Annotated in this window: 9 protein-coding genes; 1 reads left to right on the top strand and 8 read right to left on the bottom strand. The window is 73.4% G+C overall.

The window, feature by feature from the left end:
- Nucleotides 1-138: 138 nt before the first annotated feature.
- The 8 genes from ACFY1H_RS16685 to ACFY1H_RS16650 all read right to left on the bottom strand — a co-directional run bounded on the left by ACFY1H_RS16685 (nucleotide 139) and on the right by ACFY1H_RS16650 (nucleotide 25,491).
- Entirely contained in the window at nucleotides 139-10,374 is a 10,236-nt protein-coding gene (locus tag ACFY1H_RS16685; RefSeq protein ID WP_386947277.1) for an SDR family NAD(P)-dependent oxidoreductase, read from the bottom strand.
- Between the two features lie 35 nt (nucleotides 10,375-10,409).
- Nucleotides 10,410-15,068, bottom strand: coding sequence for a type I polyketide synthase (locus tag ACFY1H_RS16680; RefSeq protein ID WP_386947920.1), 4,659 nt, complete (start codon nucleotides 15,066-15,068; stop codon nucleotides 10,410-10,412).
- A gap of 41 nt (nucleotides 15,069-15,109) precedes the next feature.
- A complete protein-coding gene (locus ACFY1H_RS16675; protein ID WP_386947275.1) occupies nucleotides 15,110-20,290 on the bottom strand; it encodes an SDR family NAD(P)-dependent oxidoreductase in 5,181 nt (1,726 codons plus the stop codon).
- Between the two features lie 107 nt (nucleotides 20,291-20,397).
- On the bottom strand, nucleotides 20,398-21,300 hold the full coding sequence (locus ACFY1H_RS16670) for a nucleotide disphospho-sugar-binding domain-containing protein (RefSeq protein ID WP_386947273.1): 903 nt from the start codon (nucleotides 21,298-21,300) through the stop codon (nucleotides 20,398-20,400).
- A 99-nt stretch (nucleotides 21,301-21,399) separates the two neighbouring features.
- Entirely contained in the window at nucleotides 21,400-23,946 is a 2,547-nt protein-coding gene (locus tag ACFY1H_RS16665) for an ABC transporter permease (protein ID WP_386947271.1), read from the bottom strand.
- Complete coding sequence (locus ACFY1H_RS16660) at nucleotides 23,943-24,701, bottom strand: ABC transporter ATP-binding protein (RefSeq protein WP_386947917.1); 759 nt, start codon at nucleotides 24,699-24,701, stop codon at nucleotides 23,943-23,945. The genes ACFY1H_RS16665 and ACFY1H_RS16660 overlap by 4 nt, the downstream gene beginning before the upstream one ends.
- A 5-nt stretch (nucleotides 24,702-24,706) precedes the next feature.
- Nucleotides 24,707-24,949 (bottom strand): hypothetical protein, encoded by a 243-nt coding sequence (locus tag ACFY1H_RS16655; protein WP_366584107.1) that lies wholly within the window; start codon nucleotides 24,947-24,949, stop codon nucleotides 24,707-24,709.
- Nucleotides 24,950-25,050: 101 nt separating this feature from the next.
- Nucleotides 25,051-25,491 carry a hypothetical protein gene (locus tag ACFY1H_RS16650; protein ID WP_366584106.1) on the bottom strand — a complete coding sequence of 147 codons (441 nt, stop codon included), beginning with the start codon at nucleotides 25,489-25,491 and terminating at the stop codon, nucleotides 25,051-25,053.
- Nucleotides 25,492-25,570: 79 nt separating this feature from the next.
- On the opposite strand from ACFY1H_RS16650, the gene ACFY1H_RS16645 reads away from it, so the two are divergent.
- On the top strand, nucleotides 25,571-26,296 hold the full coding sequence (locus ACFY1H_RS16645) for a TetR/AcrR family transcriptional regulator (protein WP_386947268.1): 726 nt from the start codon (nucleotides 25,571-25,573) through the stop codon (nucleotides 26,294-26,296).
- Nucleotides 26,297-26,354 lie beyond the last annotated feature (58 nt).

Raw genomic sequence — 26,354 nt, 5'->3', positions numbered from 1 at the left:
TCGGGTCAAGATCGATGAAGAACTTCTCTTCTCGGACACCGGCCGGGAGCCCGGTGAACTGTCCGTACCAGTGGGCCACAGGCGCCTTCGCAGCGGCAATAATGGCCGGGTGGCGCGGAGTTAGGGGTCGACGGCCGGTCAGTCGTCGTCGCTTCCCCCGATCGCCATGCTGATCAAGGCGTCGGCGTCGAGCTCGTCGATCGCCGACGCGTCCAGCGCCGGCTGCTCGTCCTCGGGCTCCTCCACAACCGGGGTTTCCACCGCCTGTGGCGCCAGCTCGCCGACGAGGTGCTCGGCCAGGATCCGCGGCGTCGGGTAGTCGAAGATGAGGCTCACGGGCAGCTTCAGCCCCGTGACGAGGCTCAGCTTGTTGCGGAACCCGGTGGCGGACAACGAGTCGAAGCCGACCTCGTTGAACGAGCGGTCCGCCTCCACCGCCTCCGGCCCGGCGTGGCCGAGCAGGGCGGCCGCGTGGGTGCGCACCAGCGTCAGCATCGTCAGCACGCGCTTGGCCGCCGGCAGAGCCGACAGCTTCTGCGCCAACGACTCCGTGTCGTCCGCCGCGTCCTTCGCCGCCCGGCGGCCCGGTGCGTCGGCGAACTCGCGCAGCACGGCCGGGAGGTCCTCCACACTCGACGCCGCCAGCACACGCGGATCGAGCCCGATCGGCACCAGCAGCGGCTCGGCGGAGCCCGCGGCCGAGTCGAGCAGCCGCAACCCGTCCTCAGTGGACAGCGCGGTGATGCCCGTCTCGCCGATGCGGTGTGCGTCGGCGTCCTGCACGGCGTCGCCCATGCCGCCTTCCCACAGGCCCCACGCGAGCGAGGTGCCGGCGAGTCCTTCGGCCCTGCGGCGAGCCGCCAGTGCGTCGAGGTAGGCGTTGGCCGCGGCGTAGCTGCCCTGGCCCGGTGCGCCGAGCACGCCGGCGGCCGAGGAGAACAGGACGAATGCGGTGAGGTCCGCGTCTCGCGTCAGCTCGTGCAGGGTCAGGGCGGCATCGACCTTGGGTCGCAGCACGTTGTCCAGCCGCTCCGGGGTGAGTGAGGTGAGCACGCCGTCGTCGAGGACACCGGCCGCGTGGACCACGGCCTGCAGCTCGACTCCCCGCAACAGCTGGGAAACCGCGGCCCGGTCGGCGACGTCGCACGCGGCGAGCGTGACGTCGGCGCCGAGGCCGGCCAGCTCCTCCCGCAGGTCCGCCGCGCCCGGCGCGTCCGCGCCACGACGGCTGACGAGCAGCAGGCTCCGCGCCCCGTGTTCGGCCACCAGGTGCCGGGCCACGGCGCTGCCCAGCGCACCGGTGGCACCCGTGATGAGCACGGTGCCGTCGGTCCGCCACACCGGCGCGGCCGCCGCGTCGCTCGCCCGCCGCAGCCGCGGCACGAGCACCGAGCCGGTGCGCAGCGCGACTTGCGGTTCATCCGAAGCGGACACCGCGGCCAGCGTGCGGCCGGTCGGCGTGCCCGTGCCGAGGTCGACGAGCGTGACGCGGTCCGGGTGCTCGGCCTGCGCCGAACGCACCAGGCCGGCCACGGCCGCCCCGACCGGATCCGGGTTCTCCCCGGCCTCCGTGGCGGCCGCACCGCGGGTGACCACGAGCAGCGAACCGTCCGGTCGGGCCAGGAACTCCTGCAGGAGCCCGAGGACGCGGTGCAGCTCGGCGTGGACGTCATCCCCGCCGACCGACACCACGAGCAGGCCGGACGCACCGGCGAAGTCCACAGTGGTCTCCGCCCCGAGCTCACCGGCGAGGCCGAACGGGTCGGCACCCACCACGGTCCAGTCGGTGACCTCGGCGACAGCGTCCAGCTCCGCCGGCTCCCACGCGACGCGGAACAGCGAGTCCCCGCCGCTCGGCTCGGCCGCCTGCGGCACCGCCGACATCGGGCGCAGCAGCAACGACTCGACGGAGACGACGGGCGCACCCGTGCCGTCGGCGATGTCCAGGGCGACCGCCCCGGTGCCGATCGGCTTCACGTGCACCCGCAGCGTCGTCGCGCCGACCGCGTGCAGCCGCACGCCTTCCCACGCGAACGGCAGCATCGGCTCCTTGCCGAGCGCTCCCGAGACGCCGATGGTGTGCAAGGCCGCGTCGAGGACCGCGGGGTGGATGCCGTAGCGGTCCACTTCGGACACCGACGCGGGCAGGTGGATCTCGGCGAACGCTTCACCGTCGTGCTTCCAGGCCGCGACCAGTCCGCGGAACGCCGGACCGTACGCCAGGCCGTCTTCCGCCAGCTCCTCGTACGTGCCCTCCAGCCGCACCGGCTCGGCGCCCGGCGGCCACTGGCCGAGCTCGAACTTGCCGGCCTTGTCCGCCTTGGCGAGCCGGCCGGTGGCGTGGCGGGTCCACGCGGTCCCGTCGCCTTCCGGTCGCGAGTGGACGGTGAACGTCCGCATGCCGGTGCCGTCGGGTGCGGTGAGCGCGAACTGCACCCGCACGCCGCTGCGTTCGGGCACGACGAGCGGATACTCCAGCGTCAGCTCGTCCAGCCGCGCGCAGCCGGCCTCGTCGCCCGCGCGGATCGCCATCTCGACGAACCCGGTGCCGGGGAAGAGGATCGCGCCGCCGACGACGTGGTCGGCCAGCCACGGGTGCGTGCCCACCGACACGCGGCCGGAGAACAGGAGCCCGCCCGCGTCGGCGAGTTCGAGCGCCGAGCCGAGCAGCGGGTGGTCCTCCTGGCCCGGCGCCGACGCCGTGCTCTCCAGCCAGTAACGCTGCCGCTGGAACGGGTACGTCGGCAGCGCGACCTTCCGCGCGCCGGTCGGCTCGTAGACCGCGGTCCAGTCGACGTCGACGCCGCTCACGTGCAGCTGCGCGAGTCCGGTCAACGCGGTGACCGCCTCGTCCTGGTCCTTGTGCAGCAAGGCGGCCAGCACCAGCCCTTCCGGCCGATCGTCGAGGCAGGCCGTGGCCATCGCCGTGAGCGTGGTGTCCGGGCCGAGCTCGAGGAACCGTGTCGCACCGTCGGCCGCGGCGCGGGTGACCGCGTCGTGGAACCGGACGCCTTCCCGCACCTGACGCACCCAGTACTGCGGCGACGTGAGGTCAGCCGGCTCGCCGGTCACGGTCGAGATGACCGGGATCCGCGGCTCGGTGTAGGTCAGCTGCTCGGCCACCGCGCGAAATTCGGCGAGCATCGGCTCCATGAGCCGCGAGTGGAACGCGTGCGAGACCCGCAGCTGCTTGGTGCGCTCGAACTTCGCCGCCACCGCGGCCACGGCGTCGGCCGCACCCGAGATGACCACCGAGCTCGGGCCGTTGATCGCGGCGAGGTCGACCGTGCCGGCCGCGGCTTCGCGCACCGCTTCGGGCGACGCGTCGATCGCGACCATCGCGCCTCCTTCCGGCAGCCCCTGCATCAGCGCACCACGGGCGACCACGAGCTTCGCCGCGTCGGCCAGCGAGAGCACGCCGGCGCAGTGAGCCGCCGCGATCTCGCCGATCGAGTGCCCGGCCAGCACGTCGGGCTTCACGCCCCACGACCGGACCAGCCGGAACAGCGCAACTTCCAGTGCGAACAACGCCGGCTGCGTGTAGCGCGTCTCGTCGAGGGCCTCACCGCTGGTGATGACCTCACGGATCGGACGGTCCAGGTGCCGGTCCAGCTCCGCGCAGACCTCGTCGTACGCGGCTGCGAACACGGGCTGCTGCTCGGCGAGCCGCTGCCCCATGCCGAGGCGCTGCGAACCCTGGCCTGCGAACAGGAACGCCGTGCGGCCCGAAGTCGTGACGCCGCTGACGACGCCGCGAGCCTCCTCTTCGTCGACCAGCGCCGCGAGGCCCCGCACGAACTGCGGCGACCGGCCGCCGATCAGCACGGCCCGGCGGTCGAAGGCGCTGCGGGAGGTGGCGAGCGAAAGGCCGATGTCCGCGAGGCTGCCTTCGGGCTCTTCGTCCACGTACGACATGAGCTGCTCGGCCTGCGCCCGCAGCGCCGCGGCACCGCGGCCGGACACCGGCCACGCGACCGGCCCGTCGTACTCGGGTACCCCGCTGCCGGAGACCACCTCACGCCGGTCGCCTTCTTCGAGGATCACGTGCGCGTTGGTGCCGCTGACACCGAACGACGAGACGCCGGCGCGGCGCGTGTGGCCGTTGGGCAGCCACTTGACCGGCTCGACGAGCGCCCGCACGGCGCCGGTGGACCAGTCGATCTCTGTGGACGGACGCCCGACGTGCAGCGTCGCCGGCAGCTCCCCGTGCTGCATCGCCAGGACCATCTTGATGACACCCGCCGCACCGGCCGCCGCCTGCGTGTGGCCGATGTTCGACTTCACCGAGCCGATCCACAGGGGACGGTCGGCTGACGTCTGCGTGCCGTAGGTCGCCAGCAGCGCCTGGACCTCGATGGGGTCGCCGAGCTTCGTGCCCGTGCCGTGTGCCTCGACGGCGTCCACTTCGGACGGTTCGAGGCCCGCGTCGGCCAGCGCGGCCCGGATCACCCGCTGCTGCGCGGGACCGTTGGGGGCGGTGAGGCCGTTGGACGTGCCGTCCTGGTTGACCGCGCTGCCCTTGAGGACCGCGAGCACCGGGTGCCCGTTGGCTCGCGCGTCGGCGAGCCGTTCCAGCACGACCACACCGACGCCTTCGGACCAGGTGGTGCCGTCCGCGTCCGCGGAGAACACCTTGCACCGGCCGTCGGCCGCGAGCCCTTGCTGACGGCTGAACTCGACGAACGTCTCCGGCGTCGCCATCACCGTGACGCCGCCGGCCAGCGCCAGCGAGCAATCGCCGCCGCGCAGGGCCTGGGCCGCCATGTGCATCGCGACCAGCGAAGACGAGCACGCCGTGTCGATGCTGACCGACGGACCTTCCAGCCCCAGCGTGTAGGACACCCGCCCGGTGACGATCGAGCCGGCGCTGTTGGCCCCCACGTAGTCGTGGTACTGCACGCCCGCGTACACGCCGGTCGGGCTGCCCTTGAGCGACACCGGGTCGATGCCCGCGCGCTCCAGCGCTTCCCACGACGCTTCGAGCAGCAGCCGCTGCTGCGGGTCGATGGCCGGCGCTTCCTTGGGTGAGACGCCGAAGAACGCCGGGTCGAAGTCGCCCGCGTCGTAGACGAACCCACCGCGCGCGACATACGTCGTGCCGGGGCGGCGGCCGGTCGGGTCGAGCAGGCCCGCGACGTCCCAGCCACGGTCGGCCGGGAAGTCGCCGATGGCGTCGCGGCCCTCGGCGACCAGCTCCCAGAGCTGCTCGGGCGACGTGACGCCGCCGGGCAGGCGGCAGGCCATGCCGACGATGGCGATGGGCTCGTCGGAGGTCGCCGACGCGACCGTGACGATTTCTTCAGTGGTGCCCGCCAGCTCGGCGAGCAAATGGGTCGCCAGGGCGGACGGGGTCGGGTGGTCGAAGATGAGCGTCGCCGGCAGCCGCCGGCCTGTTGCGGCGGTGAGGCCGTTGCGCAGCTCGATGGCGGTCAGCGAATCGAAGCCGAGCGACTGGAACTGGGCCGCCGGCTCGATCTCGTGCGCACCGCCGTAGCCGAGCACGGTGGCGGCGTGACCGCGCACCAGCTCCAGCACGGCGTCGCGCCGGTCCTCCTCCGGCAGCCGCAGCAGCCGCCCGGCGAACGAGTCCTCGGTCGCTTCGGCCTGGGCCGCGACGCGCCGGGCCGCGCGACCGACGAGCTGCTCCAACGTGCGCGGGATCCGGTCCAGCTTGCGCAGCACCGGCAGGTCGAGCTTCGCCGGGACCACGGTCGGCTGCCGCACGGCGAGCGCACGGTCGAACAGCGCGAGACCGTCCGCAGTGGACAGTGGCACGATGCCGCTCGACGCGAGCCGCGTCACCTCCTCGGCGGTGAGCGTGCCGCCCATGCCGCCGACCTCGCCCCACAGGCCCCAGCCGAGCGAGAGGCCCGGCAGGCCGTGGGCGACGCGGTGGGCGGCGAGGGCGTCGAGGAACGCATTGGCAGCGGCGTAGCTGCCCTGGCCGGGCGCGCCGAGCACGCCGGAGACCGAGGAGAACAGGACGAACGCCGAGAGCGCCGTGTCGCGGGTCAGCTCGTGGAGGTTCACGGCGCCGTCGACCTTGGGCGCGAGCACCGTGTCGACGCGGTCGGGGGTCAGCGCGGTGACGACGCCGTCGTCGAGCACGCCGGCCGCGTGGACCACGGCGGTGAGCGGATTCTCGGCCGGGATGTCGGCGAGGACCCGGGCCAGCGCGGCGCGGTCGGCGACGTCGCAGCGCGCGAGCCGCACGTCGACGTCGAGCTCCCGCAGGTCAGCGGCCAGCTGCTCCAGCTCCGGCGTGGTCCGGCGGCTGACGAGCAGCAGCCGGCGCACGTCGTGCTCGGCGGCCAGGTGCCGGGCGAGCTTGCCACCCAGCGCGCCGGACGCGCCGGTGACCAGCACCGTGCCGTGGGGGCAGAAGTAGGGACGCTCCAGCTCGGGTGCCGTGCGCACCAGGCGCGGCGCGAGCAGCACCCCGAGGCGGACGGCGGCCTGGGTCTCGCCCGAGGCCAGGACTTGCGCCACGACGTCTGCGGCCTGGGTTTCGCTGTCGAGGTCGAGCAGCAGGAACGAGTCGGGGTTCTCCTCCTGCGCCGAACGCACGAGTCCCCACACGGCGGACGCGGCGAGGTCCGTGACGTCGCCACCGGCCGCGACGGCGCCACGGGTCACGATAACCAGCCGTTCGTGCTCCTGGTGACCTTCGGCGAGCCAGCTCTGCAGGGCGGCGAGCACCCGGTGGGTCGGTTCGTGCAGGTCACCGGTCGTGGCGGTGCAGTCGAAGACCTCGAGGCCCGAAGTGTCCCTATCGGACTCGGGCACCGTCGCCCGCTGCCATTCCACGCGGTACAGCGGCGCGGCCTGCTCGGTCGCGACCGGGGCGGTGAACGCGCGGAAGACGGTCTCGGCGACCGTCGCCACGGGAGCACCGGTGGTGTCGGCGAGGACGACCTCGAAGCCGTCGTCCGTGGTCGGGGTGAAGCGCACCCGCAGCGCGGACGCGCCGGTGGCGTGCAGTTCGACCCCGGTCCAGCAGAACGGGACGCGGCCGACGCCGCCGTCGCCACCACCGGCGACCCGCAGGGCGTGGGTGCAGGCGTCGAGCGCGGCCGGGTGCAGGCCGAAGCGCTCCGCGTCGCTGTCCTCGGGCAGCGTGACCTCGGCGAACACCTCCCGCCCGCGCTGCCACACCGCGCGCAGCGAGCGGAACAGCGGACCGTAGGTGAGGCCGGTGTCGGCGAAGTCCTCGTAGATCCCGTCGATCGCGACGGGCTCGGCGCCGGCGGGCGGCCACTCGGTGAGCTCGGTCCCGCCCCGCGGCGACTGCGGGGCGACGGTGCCGGACGCGTGCAGCGTCCACTCGGCGCCCTCCTCCGGTCGCGAGTGGACGGTGACCGTGCGGACGTCGTGCTCCCCCGCCGCACCGACCGTGACCTGCACCTGAACGCCACCGCGTGCGGGCAGCACGAGCGGGCTGCCCAGCGTCAGCTCCTCGATCCGGCCGGCGCAGACCTGGTCACCGGCGCGCACGACCAGCTCCAGGAACGCGGTGCCGGGCACGGCCACGACGTCGCCGAGCCGGTGCTCGGCCAGCCACGCGTGCGTCTCGACGGACAGCCGGCCGGTGAGGACGACCCCGTCGCTGTCGGCGAGCGCGACGGCGGCGCCGAGCAGCGGGTGCCCGGCCACCGTGAGGCCGGCGCCGGTGATCTCGTCGCGGTTGGCGCGGGCGGCGAGCCAGTAGCGCTTGCGCTGGAACGCGTACGGCGGCAGGTCGACCCGATTAGCGCCGCGGCCGGCGAAGACCGCGGCCCAGTCGGGCTCGAGGCCGCTGACGAACAGCTCGCTCAGCGCCGTGAGCGCGGCGTGCGGCTCGTCACGGTCCTTGCGCAGGACGGGAACGACGGTGGCATCCGTGGCCTGCCGGACGAGCGCCGAGAGCACCCCGTCCGGCCCGACCTCGACGAACCGGCCGACGCCATGGGTGGTGAGCGTGGTGATGCCGTCGTGGAACCGGACGGCGGCGCGGACCTGGCCGACCCAGTACTCCGGAGTGGACATGTCGACATCCGGGCCGACGGTGGAGACGATCGGGATCACCGGCGGCGCATAGGTGAGCTGCTGGGCGATGGTGCGGAACTCGGCGAGCATCGGCTCCATCAGCGGCGAGTGGAACGCGTGCGACACCTTGAGCTTGGTGGACTTGCGGCCGTCGAACCGCGCGACCACGGCGGCGACGGCGTCCTCGGTGCCCGACAGCACCACGGAGTCGGGGCCGTTGATCGCGGCGATGCTCACGGAATCGGTCAGGTGCGGCGTGACCTCGTCCTCGGTCGCCTGGAGCGCGACCATGGCGCCACCACCCGGCAAGGCCTGCATGAGCTTCGCGCGAGCGGTGACCAGCGTGGCGGCGTCGGCCAGCGACAGGATCCCGGCGACGTGCGCGGCCGCCAGCTCGCCGATGGAGTGGCCCAGCAGGTAGTCCGGCTTGACGCCCCACGACTGCAGCAGCCGGAACAGGGCGACCTCGATCGCGAACAACGCCGGCTGCGTGTACCCGGTCTGGTTGATCAGGCGCGGCTTCTCGAACACCACCGTCTTGAGTGGACGGTCCAGATGCCGGTCCAGCTCGGCGCAGACCTCGTCGAAGGCCGAGGCGAACACCGGGAACGCGGCGGCCAGCGCGGCGCCCATCCCGGCGCGCTGCGCACCCTGGCCCGAGAACAGGAACGCGGTCTGCCCCTCCGCCGACGAACCGGTGATCAGCCCCGGCGCGGTCTCCCCCACGGCCAGTGCGGCGATCGCCGTCGCCGGGTCCTCGGACAGCACCACGGCCCGGTGCGACAACGGCGACCGGGACGTGGCCAGCGAGAAGCCGAGATCCAGCGCGGACGCACCCTCCACTTCGGACAGCCGTCCGGCCTGGGCCGCCAACGCGGCCGACCCGTGCCCGGCCAGCGGCATGGGCACGGCGACCCCTTCGGGCCAGCTCGGCGCGACGACCTCGGCGGCTTCGGTGGCCGGCGTTTCCTCGACGATCACGTGCGCATTGGTGCCACTCACGCCGAATGACGAGATCCCCGCCCGGCGCGGCCGTCCGTCGGCGGTCCACGGCCGCGCCTCCCGCAGCAGCTCCACCTCGCCCGACGCCCAGTCGACCTCGGTCGACGGCTCGGTGACGTGCAGCGTCTTCGGCAACAACCCGTGCTGCAGCGCCTGCACGACCTTGATCACGCCGCCGACGCCGGCCGCCGCCTGCGCGTGGCCGATGTTCGACTTGATCGAGCCCAGCCACAGCGGCTTGCCCGCCGGCCGGTCCTGCCCGTAAGTCGCGAGCACAGCCTGCGCCTCGATCGGGTCGCCCAGCGTGGTACCGGTGCCGTGGCCCTCGACCGCGTCCACTTCGGACGCCGACAGCTGCGCGTTGGCCAGCGCCTGCCGGATCACGCGCTGCTGCGACGGGCCGTTGGGCGCGGTGAGGCCGTTGGACGCGCCGTCGGAGTTCACGGCCGAGCCGCGCACGACGGCGAGGATCGGGTGGCTGTTGCGGCGGGCGTCGGAAAGCCGTTCCAGCAACAGGGTTCCGGCGCCCTCGGCCCAGCCGGTGCCGTCGGCGCTGTCGGAGAACGCCTTGCAACGGCCGTCGGCGGCGAGGCCGCGCTGCCGGCTGAACGCGAGGAACGGGCCCGGCCGCGACATCACCATCACGCCGCCGGCCAGCGCCAGCGAGCAGTCGCGCTGCCGCAGCGACTGCACCGCGAGGTGCAGCGCCACCAGCGAGGACGAGCACGCCGAGTCGATCGTGACGGCCGGGCCCTCCAGTCCCAGCGCGTAGGCGATGCGGCCGGAAATGACCGAGCCGGCGTTGCCCGTGCTCAGGTAGTCCTCGACCTCACCGGCGAGCACCGAGGCCGGCAGCTCGTCGTAGTAGTCCTGCCCGCCACTGCCGACGAACACGCCGACCTGCTGCTTCGCCAGCGAGTGCGGCGCGATGCCGGCGCGTTCGAACGTCTCCCACGCCAGCTCCAGCACGATGCGCTGCTGCGGGTCCATGGCCAGGGCCTCGCGCGGCGAGATGCCGAAGAACGGCGCGTCGAACTCGCCCGCGTCGGCGACGAAGCCGCCTTCGCTGACGTAGCTCGTGCCGGGGCTGTCGGGGTCGGCGTCGAAGAGCGTGTCCAGGTTCCAGCCGCGGTCGGTGGGGAACCCGCCGATGGCGTCGCGGCCTTCGGCCACCAGGCGCCACAGGTCCTCGGGCGAGCGGACGTCGCCCGGGTAGCGGCAGCCCATCGCGACGATCGCAATCGGCTCGGCGCCGGCGGCCTCGACCTCGCGCAGCCGCTCGCGCGTCTCCTGGAGGTTGGCGGTCACCCGCTTGAGGTAGTCGACCAGCTTGTTTTCGTCAGTCATCGCGAGATTCCTCTTGTCGCTGCAGTGGGCGGGTGTCAGGCGCCGAGCTCGTTGTCGATGAGGGCGAACAGCTCGTCGGTGGTCGCGGCTTCCAGCGCGGCTTCCGCGCCGGCTCCGCTGCCGGCCAGCGTCTTGTGCAGGGTGGTGACCATCGCCTGCAGCCGCGCGACGATGCGCGACCGGTCGATCTCCGCGGCGTCGAGCGAAGCGGCGGCAGCCTCCAGGCGGTCGAGCTCCACCTCGAGCGGCACCTCGGCGTCGCCTTCGCACAGCTGCGTCCACAGGTGCTCGGCGAGCGCCTGCGGGTTCACGTGGTCGAACGCGACGGTCGCGGGCAGCTTCAGGCCGGTGGCGGCGCCGAGCCGGTTGCGCAGGTCGACGGCCGTCACGGAGTCGAAACCGAGTTCCTTGAACGCGCGGGCCGGCTCGACCGAACCGGCGCCGTCGTAGCCGGCGACGGCCGAGACCTCGCCGCGCACCAGATCCAGCAGGGTGCGGCGCTGTTCGGGGGCGGTCAGGCCGGCGAGCTTCCCGGCGAGGTCGCCGGTGGACTCGACCGGAGCCTCGTCGGCGGTGACCTCGGGCAGCGCACGCAGCAAAGGCCGCGGCCGGGCGAGCTGGTAGACGGGCGCGAACGCCGCCCAGTCGATGTCCGCGACGACCAGGTGCGTGTCGTCGTGCGCGAGGGCCTGGCCGAGTGCTTCGACGGCGAGCTTCGGCGCCATCTCGGCCAGGCCCATGCGGCGCAGCAGGTCGCTCGCCTCGGCGTCGACCATGCCCCCGCCGCCCCAGGAACCCCAGGCGACGGCGGTGGCGGTACGGCCGTTCGCACGGCGGCGGCGGGCGAGGGCGTCGAGGTAGGCGTTGCCGGCTGCGTAGGCGGGCTGGCCGGACGTGCCCCAGACCGCCGCGCCGGAGGACATCAGCACGAAGGCGTCGAGCTCGGCGTCGCCCAGCAGTTCGTCCAGCAGGGCGGCACCGGCGACCTTCGCGTGGAGGGCGGCGGTGAACTGCTCGGGCGTGACGTCGTCGAGTGACGGCTCGCGGGTGAGCACCCCGGCGGCGTGGACGACGGCCGTCGGCGGGTGCTCTTCCAGCAGGGCCGCAAGCGCTTGCGCGTCCGTGACGTCACACGCGGCGACGGTGACGCGCGTGCCGGACAGCTCCTCCACCAGCTCGCGCGCACCGTCGGCGTCGAGGCCGCGTCGGCTGGTGAGCACGAGGTGTTCGGCGCCCTTCGCGGCGAGCCAACGGGCGACGTGCGCGCCGACCGCGCCCGTGCCGCCGGTGATCAGCACGGTGCCGCGCGGAGTCCACTCGGGAGCGTCGCCGGTGAGCGGCGCGTGGGCCATCCGCTTGGCGAAGACGCCGGACGGGCGGATCGCGACCTGGTCCTCGTTGTCCACTCCGGACACGACGGCGGCCAGTTTCGCCGCGTCGCCGGGGCCGGTGACGTCCACCAGGCCACCCCAGGTGCCGGGGCGGTCGAGTGCGGCGACCGTGCCGAGGCCCCACACCATGGCGGCGGCCGGGTCGGCGTCGGAGAACGCGTCCACGGCGACGGCGCCCCGCGTGACGACCCAGACCGGCGCGTCGATGTCGCCCAGGGCCTGCAGCAGCTCGATCGTGGTGAGCGCGGGGTTGTCCGCGCCGAGGGCGAGCAGCGAGAGCACGCCGTCGAACGGCCGGACTGCCGTCGCCTCGGTGATCAGGGTCGCGAGGTCGTCGGTGCTCTCGACGAACAGGCGGACGACGTCACCCTGCTCCGCGAGCGCGTCGGCCAGCTCGGCGGCGCCGGCGGGGGCGACGACCAACCAGGCGCCGGTCAGCCCGCCGGTGACGCCGCCGATCGGCGTCCACGACACGCGGTAGCGCCAGGAGTCCACGGTGGACAGTTCGGTGCGGCGGCTGTGCCACGTGGCCAGCGCCGGCACGACCTCGGCGAGGGGCTGTGCCTCCACGCCCAGCCGAGCGGCGAGCGCGGCGACGTCCCCTTCGGCGACGTCCTCCCAGAACTCCTGGTCGGCGACGGGCATGGCCGGCGAAGCCGTGGCGTCGGCTTCCTCGCGCCAGAAACGCTTGTGCTGGAACGGGTAAGTCGGCAGGTCGACGATCCCCGCCGCCGGGATCAGCGAGGACCAGTCGACCGAGCCGCCGCGGACCCAGTACTCGGCGAGTGAGGTCGCGAACCGCGTCAGGTCGCCTTCGTCGCGGCGCAGGGTCCCGGCGACGGCACCGGCGTGGCCGGCTTCGTCGAGGGTCTCCTGGATGCTCATGGTCAGCACCGGGTGCGGGCTGATCTCCACGAACCGCGTGTAGCCGGCGGCGGCAAGCTGCGCGACGACCGGCGCGAACCGCACGGTCCGGCGCAGGTTCGCGAACCAGTAGGCAGCGTCCACAGTGGAATCGCCGACGGGTTCGAGCGTCACCGTGGAGGTCATGGCGACCTCACCGCGACGGGGGCGAATCGGGCCCAGATCGGCCAGCAGCCGGTCGGCCAGGTGCTCGACGTGCGCGGAGTGCGACGCGTAGTCCACCGGCACGCGCTTGGCGCGCAGACCCTCGGCGACGAGCTGGTCGCGCAGCTGGTCGAGCGCGTCGCCGTCGCCGGAGAGCACGGCGGAGGTGGCGCCGTTGTCGGCGGCCACCGAGATCCGGCCGTCCCACGCACCGAGGCGGGCTTCGAGGTCGGTCGCGGCCAGCCCGGCGGCGAGCATCCCGCCGCCCCGTCCGCCGAGGACCTCCCCGATGGCCTTGCTGCGCAGGGCGACCACGCGAGCACCGTCTTCGAGAGACAGCGCACCCGCGACGCTCGCGGCGGCGATCTCGCCCTGCGAGTGGCCGATGACCATGTCCGGCTCCACGCCGTGCGCGCGCCACACCGCGGCCAGCGACACCATCACGGCCCACAGCATCGGCTGCACCACGTCCACGCGGTCCGCGGGCGGCGTGCCCGGCTCGCCGTGCAGGACGGCGAGCACCGACCAGCCGGTGAACTTGCGCAGCTCGGCATCGCATTCGGCCATGCGCGAGGCGAACACGGGCGACTGCCGCAGCAGCTGCGTCGCCATCCCGGTCCACTGAGAACCCTGGCCGGGGAAGACGAACACCGTCTTGCCGCGAAGGTCGGCGGTACCCGTGACGACGTCGGGCCGGGAACTGAACTCCTGCAGCGCCTCCGCGGCCTGCTCCGGATTGTGCGCCAGGACCACGGCGCGCTGGTCCAGCCGGGCCCGGCCGGTCGCCAGCGTGTGCGCCGCGCCGGCGAGCCCGGCGTCCACAGGGGACGCGAGCTGGGCGGCGGCCTCGGCCAGCGCGGCCGGGTTCTTCGCCGACAGCACCAGCGGATACACCGGCGCCACGGCCGGCTCGACGGCTTCGACCTCGGGTGCCTGCTCCAGGATCACGTGCGCGTTGGTGCCGCTGACCCCGAACGACGACACGGCACCGCGGCGCGCCCGCGCCACCTCGGGCCAGTCGCGCGGCTCGGCGAGCAGCTCCACGGCGCCGGACGTCCAGTCGACGTGCTTCGACGGCGTGCCCAGGTGGATCGTGCGCGGCAGCTTGCCGTGGCGCAGCGCCTGCACCATCTTGATCACCCCGGCGACACCGGCCGCGGCCTGCGGGTGGCCCATGTTCGACTTGATCGACCCGAGCAACAGCGGCTCACCCGACGTGCGCCGGCCGTAGGTCTCCAGCAGCGACTGTGCCTCGATCGGGTCACCGAGCGCGGTGCCCGTGCCGTGGGCCTCGACGGCGTCCACATCGGACACCGACAGCCCGGCGTCGGCCAGCGCCGCCTCGATCACCCGAACCTGCGAAGGGCCGTTGGGAGCGGAAAAGCCGTTGCTGGCCCCGTCCTGGTTCACCGCCGAGCCGCGCACCAGGGCGAGCACCCGGTGGCCGTTGCGCTGTGCGTCCGACAGTCGCTCCAGCACGAGGACACCCACGCCCTCGGCCCACGACGTGCCGTCGGCGTCGTCGGAGAACGACTTGCTGCGCCCGTCGGCGGCGAGGCCCCGGCGGCTGCAGAAGTCCACGAACATCTCCGGCGTGCCCATCACGGCGACACCGCCGGCCAGCGCCAGCGAACAGTCGCCGCGGCGCAGCCCCTGCGCCGCCAGGTGCAGCGCGACGAGCGAAGACGAGCAGGCCGTGTCCACCGACACGGACGGGCCTTCGAGCCCGAGCGTGTACGACACCTGGCCGGACACCAGGCTCCCGTCGGGGCTGCCGCCGCTGTAGTCGTGGTACATCACGCCCGCGTAGACGCCGGTGGGGCTGCCCTTGAGCGAGTGCGGGTCGAGCCCGGCGCGCTCGAACGCCTCCCACGACGCCTCCAGCAGGATGCGCTGCTGCGGGTCGGCGCGGCGCGCGTCGCGGGGGCTGATGCCGAAGAAGTCGGCGTCGAAATCCGGGGCGTCGTAGAGGAAGCCGCCGTGGCGGGTGTATGTCTTGCCCGGCCGCTCCGGCGTCGGGTCGTACACGCCCTCGACGTCCCAGCCGCGGTCGGCCGGGAACTCGCCGATCACGTCGCGGCCTTCGTCGACGACTTCCCACAGGTCGTCCGGTGTCCGCACGCCCCCGGGGTAGCGGCAGCTCATGCCGATGATCGCGATGGGCTCGGTGTCCCGGGCCTCCAGCTCGTGCACCCGCCGGCGGGCCTGCTGCAGGTCCGCGGTGGCGCGCTTCAGGTAGTCGCGGAGCTTGTCCTCGTTGGTCATGGTCTGCCTGTTCATCCGATGCCCAATTCGTCGTCCAGCACGGCAAAGAGCTCGTCGTCGGTGGCTTCGCCGAGGTCGGCGGTCGTTTCGCGGCCGGTGTGCGCGTCGGCCCACTTGCGCACGAGCGCGTCGAGGCGGGCGGTGACCTTGCCGGTCGAGCCGTTCAGCGAGCCGGCGGCGCCCGACAGCAGCGCCTCGAGCCGGTCGATCTCGGCCAGCACCGGGTCGGCCGGGCCGCGGCCCTCGCCCAGCAGGTCGTGCAGCCGGCGCGCGAGCGCGGCCGGCGTCGGGTGGTCGAAGACGACCGTGGCCGTGAGCTTGAGGCCGGTCAGCGCGCCGAGCTGGTTGCGCAGCTCCACGGAGGTGAGGGAGTCGAACCCCATCTCCTGGAACGCGCGCCCGGGCTCGACCGCGGCCCCGCTCGTGAAACCGAGGACCGCAGCGACCTGCTCCGACACGACCTCCAGCAGGTAGGCCTCGCGCTCGGCCTCCGCCACCGTGGCCAGCCGGGCGGCGACGGCCCCGTCCGCACGGCCCGCCCGCTTCGGCGCGGCCGGGCGGACGAAGCCGCGCAGCACGGGCGGGAGCACGTCCCGGCGAGCCTTCAGCGCGGCGCGGTCGAGGCGCACGGGCGCGAGCACGGCGTCGTCGGCGGTGAGGCACGCGTCGAGCAGGGCGAGGGCTTCACCGGTCGCCATCGGCGGGGTGCCGAGGCGACGGAGGCGACGCAGGTCCGCGGCGTCGAGCTCGCCGGCCATGCCGCCGTCCTCGGCCCACGCGCCCCAGGCGAGGGAGATCGCGGGTTTGCCTTGTGCACGGCGGTGTTCGGCCAGCTGGTCGAGGAAGGCGTTGGCCGCCGCGTACCCCGCCTGGCCGGCGGCGAGGACGGAGCTCGCGGCGGAGGAGAACAGCACGAAGGCGTCGAGGTCACCGGTGAGCTCGTGGAGGTTCCAGGCACCGTCGACCTTCGGCCCGAAGACGCGGTCGGTCTCGTCGTCGGTGAGGGTTTCGACGCGTCCCGCGGACGGAACACCGGCGGCGTGGATGACGGCGGTGACCCGCGTGCGGTCCAGCATGGACCGCACGGAGCCGGGATCGGTGACGTCGCAGCTTTTGATGGTGACGTGTGCGCCGAGGGCGGTGAGTTCGGCGCGCAGGTCGACGGCGCCGGGTGCCTCCGCGCCGCGGCGGCTGGTGAGGAGCAGGCGGCGGACGCCGTGGGTGCCGACGAGGTGCCGGGCCACGACCGCGCCGAGCCCACCGGTGCCGCCGGTGATGAGGACGGTGCCGTCGGGGTCCCAGCCCAGGTCTTTCACGGTGGGTGCGGCGACGGTGAAGCGAGGTACGAAGGCCTGGCCATCGCGGACGGCGACCTCGGGCTCCTCGGTGAGCGAGGTCGGTTCGCCGTCGACGAGGAGGAACCGGCCCGGGTTCTCGGCCTCGGCCGCGCGGACCAGGCCCCACGCCGTTGCCAGCGCCGGGTGCACGTCTTCCCCGGCCACCGACACGGCGCCTCGGGTGACGACGGCCAAGCGACCGGTCCCGTCGAGCGTCTCGCGGATGGCGGTCAGCACCTCGCGGGTGATCGCGCGGGCCGCGGCGGGCACCGGACCGTCCGGAGTGGACAGTTCGAGGATGCGGGCGGCTTCGACGGGGACGGTTTCGTTCGCCGGTTCCCACGAGGTGCGGAACAGCGAGTCCCTGGCGCCACCGAGTTTGTCGAGCGAAACCGCGCGGGCGGCGAGGGCGTCCACCGTCAGCACAGGGCCGCCGGTCGAATCGGCGATCCGCACCGTGATGGTGTCCGGGCCGGCCGGTGACACCCGCACCCGGAGCGCCGACGCGCCGGCGGAGTGCAGAGTCGTGCCGGAGAAGGAGAACGGGAGCATCGGCGCCGGGTCTTCGAGCAGAGAGCCCTCTTCGGGCACCGGGCCGAGGAGCTGGGCGTGCAGGGCGGCGTCGAGCAGGGCGGGGTGGAGACCGTAGTCGCGGGCCTCGGCGCCGTCGGGCAAGACGACCTCCGCGTAGACGTCGTCGCCGGAACGCCACATCGCGCGCAGGCCCTGGAACGCCGGCCCGTAGTCGTAGCCGAGGGCTGCGAGCGTCTCGTACGGGTCGGCCAGCGCGACCTCGGTGGCGCCGGCGGGCGGCCATTCGGTGAGCCGCCACGACGGCACTTCGGCCTCGGGCGTCACGAAACCACTCGCGTGGCGGACCCACTCGGCGGCCTCGTCGCGTCGCGAGTGGACGGTCACGGGACGTCGTCCGTCGGCGTCGGCGGCCTCCACGGTCACCTGGATCGCGGCGCCTTCGGCCAGGGTGAGCGGGGCTTCGAGCGTGAGCTCTTCGAGGTGTGCGCAGCCGACCTCGTCGGCGGCGCGCTGCACCAGCTCGACGAACGCCGTGCCGGGTAGCAGGACGGTGCCGAGCACCACGTGATCGGCGATCCAGCCCGTGGCCGACAGCCGCCCGGTGAGCACGACGGTGTCGCGGTCGGCGAGGCGGACGACGGAGCTGAGCATCGGGTGCGCGGCGCGTTCCTGGCCGTGCTCGGCCGGATCGCCCGACGCTGTGGTGGCGGGCAGCCAGTAGCGGGTGCGGCGGAACGCGTACGTCGGCAGGTCCACGCGCCGGGCCCCGGCGTAGAACGTGTGCCAGTCCACCTCGACACCGCGGGTGTGGAGGGTCGCCAGGGCGGTGACCAGCGCGTGCGCTTCGGGCCGGCCCTTGCGCTGTACGGGGACGAAGGCGTCGGCGGCCGTCACGCTGAGGATCGCGGCCGGGCCGACCTCGAGGAATGTGGTGACACCGTGGCCGAGCAACGTCTGCACGCCGTCGTGGAACCGCACGGCCGCGCGGACCTGGTGCACCCAGTAGTCCGGAGTGGACGGATCACCGCCGGCCGTGGCGACGACCGGGATCCGCGGCTTCGCGTAGGTGAGCTTCTTCGCCACCTTGGCGAACTCGGCGAGCATCGGTTCCATCAGCGGCGAGTGGAACGCGTGCGAGACCTTGAGCTTCGTGGACTTGCGCTCGCTGAAGTTCGCAACGACGGCGGCGACGGCTTCCTCGGTGCCGGAAAGCACGACGGAGTCGGGGCCGTTGATCGCGGCGACGCTGACGTTCGGGGTCAGGTGCGGCGTGACCTCGTCCTCGGTCGCCTGCACCGCCACCATCGCGCCGCCGGCCGGAAGGGCCTGCATCAGCTTCGCGCGGGCCGAGACCAGCGTGGCGGCGTCCTCGAGGGACAGGATCCCGGCGACGTGCGCCGCGGCCAGCTCGCCGATCGAGTGCCCCAGCACGTGGTCGGGCCGCACGCCCCACGATTCGAGCAGCCGGAACAACGCCACCTCGAACGCGAACAACGCCGGCTGCGTGTATCCGGTCCGCTCCAGCAGCTCGGCGTCGTCCAGCGCCGCCTTCAGCCCGGGGTCGAGCAGCGCACACACCTGGTCGAAGGCCTCGGCGAACACCGGGTACGCCGCCGCGAGCTCCCGGCCCATGCCCGCGTGCTGCGCGCCCTGGCCGGTGAAGACGAACGCCGTACGGCCCGAACCGCGGGCGCCCCGGATACCGCCCTCGGCCAGCCCGGCCAGCAGCTCTTCGCGGTTCGCGCCGACGACCACCGCGCGGTGGTCGAGTGAAGACCGGGTCGTGGCCAGGGAAAACCCGACGTCCGTGATCGGCAGCGCCGAATCGAGGCGCTGGGCGAGGTTCTCCACCTGGGCGTCCAGCGCGTCCCCCGAGTCGGCCGACAGCGGCCACACCACAACCGGCACCGAAACTACCGGCACCGAAACTACCGGCTCGGTCACTTCCGCCTCGGGCGTCGGAGCTTCCGCCTGCTCGATGATCACGTGTGCGTTGGTGCCGCTGATCCCGAACGACGACACCGCCGCCCGCCGCGGCCGCCCGGTTTCGGGCCACTCGCGCGCCTCGGTGAGCAGCTCGACCGCGCCCGACGCCCAGTCGACGTGGGGCGAAGGAGCGTCCACGTGCAGCGTCTTCGGCAGTACCCCGTGCCGGATGGCCTCGACGACCTTGATGATCCCGCCGACGCCCGCCGCGGCCTGCGTGTGGCCGATGTTGGACTTGAGCGAACCGAGCCACAGCGGTTCCGCGCGGTCCTGGCCATAGGTGGCCAGCAGGGCCTGCGCCTCGATCGGATCGCCGAGCTTCGTGCCGGTGCCGTGTCCCTCGACGAGGTCGACGTCGGCGGTCGTCAGGCCGGCCGACGCGAGCGCGCTGCGGATCACCCGCTGCTGCGCCGGTCCATTGGGGACGGTCAGGCCGCTCGACGCGCCGTCGGAGTTCACCGCGCTGCCGCGCACCACGGCGAGCACGGGGTGGCCCCGCCGCTGCGCGTCGGAAAGGCGTTCCAGCACGAGCATGCCCGCGCCCTCGCCCCAGCCCGTGCCGTCGGCCGCGGCGGCGAACGCCTTGCAGCGCCCGTCGTCGGACAGCCCGCGCTGCTCGGTGAAGTAGACGAAGGTCTCGGGCGTCGCCATCACCGTGACGCCGCCGACGAGCGCGAGCGAGCAGTCGCCGCGGCGCAGCGCCTGGCCGGCCCAGTGCAGGGCGACGAGCGACGAGGAACACGCGGTGTCCACGCTCAGCGCGGGACCTTCCAGCCCGAGCGCGTAGGCGACGCGGCCGGACACCACACTGCCGGCGGCCGCGTGGCCCGCGTAGTCGTGGTACATCACGCCGGTGAACACACCGGTGCTGCTGCCGCGCAGGGTTTCCGGCACGATTCCGGCGCGTTCCAGCGCTTCCCACGCCGTTTCCAGCATGAGCCGCTGCTGCGCGTCCATGGAAAGCGCCTCACGCGGGGAAATGCCGAAGAATTCCGGGTCGAATTCGGCCGCGTCGTAGAGGAACCCGGCTTCGCGCGTATTCGTGGTGCCGGGGCGTTCTCCGGTGGGGTCGTGCAGGGTGTCGAGCGGCCAACCGCGGTCCGCCGGGAACTCGCCGATGGCGTCGGTGCCGGTGGCGACCAGCCGCCACAGGTCTTCCGGCGTCCGGACCCCGCCCGGGTAGCGGCAGGCCGTGCCGACGATCGCCAGGGGTTCGCTGTCGCGGTCGCGCGATTCCTGCAGGGCGCGCTTGGTCTCGCGCAGTTCCGTCGTCGCGCGTTTGAGATACCCGAGCAGTTTGCGCTCGTTCTCACCGGACGGGCTTTCGGTACTCACGGATTCGACCCACCTAACCGCGGAAAGGGGTGGAAGGTGCCACGTCGAAAACGCTACCGAGGCCCTGGTGGCCGCCCCACCCCTAACGGGGCCGGGCGGCCCCACAATCACCGCGTCAGCTCGGTCAGCACAGCGTGCGGGGCCGGCAGCGCGGCGATTTCCTCGCGCAGCGCCACGGCTTTGGCCCGCACCCCGCCGTCGGCCACCACGTCGGCGACGTGCTCGACGGCGCCGACGAACCCGGCACCGGCTTCGGCCACCCGGGTCGCGAAAGCGTTGCTGGCCAAGGAAAGCTGCGGCAGTCCGTGCGCCACCGCCGCGAGCGCGAGGGCGGGGTCGCCGTCGTGGACGACCGCGGCGCACGTGGGCAGCACGGCGGCGGGCGGGGCGACGTCGACGAGCTTCACGTTGGCAGGCACCGTGGTCCCCGGGCCGAACGTGTCGGCGCGCGCCGCGCACAGCAGCTCGGCGTCCACAGTGGTCACGGCGTCGAAGACCGGGCCGAACAGCGAGGTGTCGTCGAGGGAAAGCAGGATCCGGGCCCGCCGGGCCTTGCGGCGCAACCAGTTCGGCACGACCACGGGGCCGAAGTGCGGCACGTGCCGCACGGCTCGCACGTCCGAACTCCTGGCCCGCAACGAAGGCGGCACGACGTCGAGCGTGGCGTCGACGTCGGAGGTGGCAGGTTCGTCGGCGGCGCCGAGCAACCGCACCGCCACGGCCCCGACCGCGCGGGCGGCGTCCGTGCCGGCGGGAGCCAGCGCGTCGGAGACCACGACCTCGGGCCGCCAGAGCTTCGCGAACTCGACCAGCGCGGCCGATTCGGCCAGCGTTTCCCCGTCACCTTCTTCGAGGTCCACGGCGACGCAGCCGGTGCTGAGGATCTCCTCGACGAACGAAGGCCGTCCGGCGATCTTCACGTCGTGCCCCGCGGTGCGCAGCGCCCAGACGAGCGGGACGAGCGTGCGCAGACGGGCGGGCGACGACGGCGCGGCCAGGAGTACTCGCATGGAAATCCACTCCAGAAAAGGGAAACCGGGCCGGCCCGGTGCGGATAGTCGAATTCGAGACTAGCCACCCGGAACCGGCCCGCGTACCCCTAGAAAAGCTCACTGCCCGGGCAGCGTCACCGCCTCGATCGGGCTGCGGCGCATGGCCAGCCGGGCCGAAAGCGCGGTGACGGGCCACACGATCACGAACACCGCCGCGATGACCGCGAAGAACACCCAGATCGGCCCGACCGGCACGATGGTCCCCGACGAGATCGCCATGGGCACCATGGTGAACAACGAGATCACCGTGCCGAGCACGATCCCGAGCACCGCCAGGATCCCGCCCTCGATCATGAGCATCGACCGGACCTGACGCCGCCCCGCGCCCGCCAGCCGCTGCACGCCGAACTCCCGCCGCCGCGAAAGCACCGCCACCGCAAGGGTGTTCACGGCCGCGATGGCCGCGTACGCGATGGCCAGCACGGCCAGCAGGTAGTGGATCATCGCCTCGACGTCGGCGCTGGCGGCGAAGCTCTCCGTCAGCGTACCCGAGTCGCCGACCACGACCCCGGGCCAGTTGTGCGTCGCCGCGGTGACGGCCGAGACGACCGCCGACGCGTCCTGCCCGTCCGCCGCGCGCACCAGCAGCCGGCTCGCGACGCCGGACGTGGTGTGCTGGGCGAGCAAAGCCGCCGGCAGCACGATGCTCGGGTAGCCCGTAGGGCTGTCGAGCAGCGCGACGATCCGCACGTGCGCCTGGCCCCCGTCACCGAGGCGCATGGTGATGGTGTCGCCGAGCTCGAGGTCCAGGTCGTCGGCGATGTCCTCGGGCAGCGCCACGGTGTCGCCGGTGAGGTCGCGCAGCGTCCCCGAGGTGACGGGCGTGGCGAGCACGCTGGTGTCACCCGCGTCGACGCCGAGCAGCCGGCCCGGGTCGCTGCCGTTGCCGTCGTAGGGTTCCTCGATCCAGCCCTGGCTCGTGACGAGGGGCGAAACCGTGCCCACGCCCGGCACCTGCTGCACGGCGCGGATCAGCTCGGGCGAGACCGCGCCGGTGCCGCTGTCCACCACCGCGTCGGCCTGCAGCTGCTCGGCATACGCGCCGACGATCGCGTGCTGCTGCGTGGTTTCCGCGTACACGTTGCCCAGCGCGACCGCCGTCGCCAGCGTGATCGGCGTGAGCACCGCGGCGAACGCCACGGCGCGCGTGCGCGAGTTGATCACGGCCAGCGTCGCGTCGCGGCCGCCGACCCGCCGGATCAGCGGGCCGAAGCGCGTGGCGACGTAGGCCATCAGCTCCGGGCCGATCAGCGCGACGGCGATCGAACCGGTCAGCACGGCCGGACCGCACGCGGCCGAGGCGATGTCCACGGGCAGGAACAGCGTCGCGACGGCCAGGACGACCGTGAACCCGGCGAAGACCTTCGCGCCGAACTTGCGCACGTCGTTGACCTTCGCCGACGGGATCGACGCCTCGGCGAGCGCCTGCAGCGGACGCGACCGTGCGGCCGGCAGCGCGGCGAACCACGCGGCGGCGAACGAGATCCCGAGCGCCAGCAGCAGACCACCTGCGAACGCGATGATCCCCTGGCTGAACTCCAGCTGCGGCGGCAGCACGCCGTCCTCCGTGGTGACCGCGAAGATCCGCGTGCCGACGAACCGGCCGAGGAACACGCCCGCGATCGCGGCCAGCACGGCAACCACCATCGTCTCGGACAGCACCATGCGATGCACCTGTTTCGGCGTCGCACCCGTGGCCCGCAGCAGCGCGAGCTCCTGCTGGCGCTGGCGCACGGTGAGGCTGATCGTCGCCGACACCACGAGCGCCATCACGACCAGCACCATGCCGCCGAAGACCCCGGCGAGCAGGATCAGCGGCAGCTGCGCGGCCTCGATGCCCGGGAATTCCGCGGAACCGCGGTCGGCTCCGGTCAGCACGGTCAGGCCCGGCACCTGCTCGGCGAGGCGGCCGGCCAGGTCGTCGGCGTCGACGCCGGGCGCCGGGAAGACGCCGGCGAGGTCGACGGTGCCCAGGTGCGTGGCGAACTGCTGCACGTCGCCGGCCGAGAAGAACAGCGCGGGCCCCGAAACGTCGGAGCGCGCGATGCCCGTCACGACGAAGTCGCGCGGCTGCGCGCCGTCCACGGCGATGGCCACCTGGCCGCCGACCTGGACCCCGGTGGCGGACGCCTCGTCCAGCACGACCTGCCCGGCGTTCTGCGGCGGCGTGCCGTGCACCAGCGTGTAAGGCGCCAGCGCGGCCGACTCCCAGCCGTGCCCGGCGAGTGTGTCGCCGCCCGCCTGCGGCCCGGCCGCGGTCACGACCACCGCCGGGAACGAGACGTCGGGCACGACCTGGCGCACGCCCTGCACACCCGCCAGCTTCGCGAGCTGGTCCGCGGGCACGCCGGCGCGTTCGCTGTAGGGCACGACCTGCGACTCTTCGTCGGGCAGCTTGAACCCGGCCGAACCGCCGACCACCACGGGCGCCGCGGCGAGCCGCTGGGGCTGCGCGTCGAGCGTCAGCGCGGTTTCGAACAGGCCGCCGCACGCGATGAGCAGCGAGCAGCCGACGAGGATCGCGACGAACGTCGCCAGCGAGGCGGCGGCGCGGAACCGCAGGCTGGCCAGCGCCATCCGGAGCACCACGCGCCGCGGGCTCACTGCCGCCCCCTCGCCAGCTTGGCCTGGGCGCCGAGGCGCGCCAGCTCGCCGGCCACGGCCTCGACGGCCGGGGCGGTCATGCGCGTCACGATCTGACCGTCCACAAGGAACAGCACCGTGTCGGCGAACGAAGCCGCGACCGGGTCGTGCGTGACCATCACGATGGTCTGGCCGGCGTCGGCGAGCTCGCGCAGCAGGCCGAGGACCTGGAGCGCGGTGCTCGTGTCGAGGGCGCCGGTCGGCTCGTCGGCGAACGTCACCTCCGAACGGCCGGCGAGCGCGCGGGCGATCGCCACGCGCTGCTGCTGGCCGCCGGAAAGCTCACCGGGGCGGTGCTTCACCCGGTGCGTGAGCCCGACCCGCTCGACGACCTGCGCGATCCACGCCCGGTCGGGCTCACGCCCGGCGAGCAGCATCGGCAGCGTGATGTTCTCCTCGACGTTGAGCGCCGGCATGAGGTTGAACGACTGGAACACGAACGCCACGTGCTCGCGCCGCAGCTCCGTCAGCTGGGTCTCGCTCTTGCCCTTGAGGTCGGCGCCGACGAGCGTGACGCTGCCCGAGTCGGGCCGGTCGAGGCCCGCCGCGCAGTGCAGCAGCGTGCTCTTGCCGGACCCCGACGGGCCCATCACCGCGGTGAAGCTGCCGCGCGGGAAGTCGACGCTGACGCCGGCGAGCGCGACGACCTCGTTCTCTCCGCGCCCGTACGTCTTTTTCACGGAGTCGAGCCGGACGGGCGACCCGGTGGCCGTCATCGTCGTCATGACCGGGCGACCCTCTCCTTCGCGCGGCCGCGGACCGCGAGCCACCAGGGCACCACGATCACGGCGCCGCCGAGGAGCGGCCAGATCCAGAACGGCGAGTGGTTCAGGCTCAGCGTGACGGCACACATGATCACCCAGATCAGCAGGTGGATCGCCGTGGCCACCAGCCACACGATCGTCACCACCTTCAAAGCGGTGGTGCGCCCCCCGGCCGTCGAACTGTCTGTCGTTTCGGCCATCTCGGCCCCCGATCGTTGAACTGTGTATGGCTTGCACAGTTTAGCGGACCAGTTCGCCAAGGGGAACCCAGGACCCTCTTCACCAGGTCAGGGGTTGCGCGTCAGTCGCCGGCGAGGCGCATCCGGCGGTCGCGCTCACGAGTCGACCACAGGCCGAGCACGATCAGGCCGCCGCCGAGCACGGGCCAGATCGGCCACGGCCCGTCCCAGTGGCCGCTGACCAGGCCGAGGATCAGGTAGACGAGCACGTTGACCACACTCGCCACCGCCCACACCGCCGCACCAACCCGGGGGGCGGCCTGCAGGATCGCCGGCACCGCGGCGTCGGCGCTGCCGGCCACGCCGGCGGTCAGCGCGGCGTAGTCGCCGGCCGATTCGACCCGGGCGATCCGTTGCGCCGCCTCGGCTTCGTCGTACTGCCCTTCATCGCGTGCGTGCTCGATCCGCGTGACCGCGAGCTTGCGGTCCAGCTCGGTGACCTCCGTGCGCTCCGGCCACAGGAGCCTGCCGATGGCCGAAGCCACCGGCTTGGTCTCGATCACGTCCGCTCGCCCTCCGCCCGAATCAGTGCAAGACTCTCACAGTTTACTGCCGGAGTACTCGCCAGGGAAGATGCGGACCATGCTGGACAGGGACACGACACCCGAACGGCCCCCGGGGCTCACGCTCGCCTGGGGCGGCGCTCCGCCGCCACGCCGCGGACCGCGGCCCGCGCACACCGTCGAACAGATCGTCGCGGCGGCCGTGGAGCTCGCCGACGCCGAGGGCGCCGCGGGCGCCTCCCTGCCGAACATCGCGCACGAGATCGGCGTGACGACCAACGCGCTGTACCGCTACGTCAGCTCGAAAGAGGAGCTGACGGTGCTGCTCGCCGACGCGGGCTGGGGCCCGCCGCCGCCGGCCTTGGTCGCGTCCGACGACTGGCGCGCCGACGTGCGGGCCTGGGCCCGTGCCGTCGTCGACCGGCTGCTGACCCGCCCGTGGCTGCTGGACCTGCCGCGCAGCGGCGACGCGATCACCCCGAACCGCCTGGCGTGGACGGAGCTCCTCCTGGCGGCCCTGTCCCGCGCCGGTGTCCACAAAGGACATCTGCTCGGTTGCGTCACCATGGTGGCGGGCTTCGCCCACGCCGCCGCCGCGCGGCTCGCGTCCCCGGCCGGTCCCGGAGAGGCAACCGCCGTGCGGGATCACCTGCTGCCCCACCTCGACCGCCTCGGCTCGACACACCTGGCCGGCCTCGTCTCGGACGGCCAGTACCCGGCGACAGAACCCGAGGCGGACGCGTTCCTCGAAGCCGGCCTCGACCACGTCGTCGCCGGCGTGTCCGGCTTCGCCGAGTCCCGCTGACCCGCTCGCCCGGCCCGGAGCGCCCCCATGCGGCGTTCGGTGCGTTGAGCGCCACCAA

The organism is Amycolatopsis sp. NPDC001319, assembly GCF_042896185.1.
GTDB lineage: Bacteria > Actinomycetota > Actinomycetes > Mycobacteriales > Pseudonocardiaceae > Amycolatopsis.
The sequence above is the reverse complement of the archived record's forward strand: the minus strand, read 5'-3'. Positions and strand labels throughout refer to the sequence as shown.

What these genes read in the sequence shown, in the direction of transcription:
- ACFY1H_RS16670 (WP_386947273.1), bottom strand. Translation starts at nt 21,300, where the DNA reads ATGCGAGTACTCCTGGCCGCGCCGTCGTCGCCCGCCCGTCTGCGCACG.
- ACFY1H_RS16655 (WP_366584107.1), bottom strand. Translation starts at nt 24,949, where the DNA reads ATGGCCGAAACGACAGACAGTTCGACGGCCGGGGGGCGCACCACCGCT.
- ACFY1H_RS16685 (WP_386947277.1), bottom strand. Translation starts at nt 10,374, where the DNA reads ATGACTGACGAAAACAAGCTGGTCGACTACCTCAAGCGGGTGACCGCC.
- ACFY1H_RS16660 (WP_386947917.1), bottom strand. Translation starts at nt 24,701, where the DNA reads ATGACGGCCACCGGGTCGCCCGTCCGGCTCGACTCCGTGAAAAAGACG.
- ACFY1H_RS16645 (WP_386947268.1), top strand. Translation starts at nt 25,571, where the DNA reads ATGCTGGACAGGGACACGACACCCGAACGGCCCCCGGGGCTCACGCTC.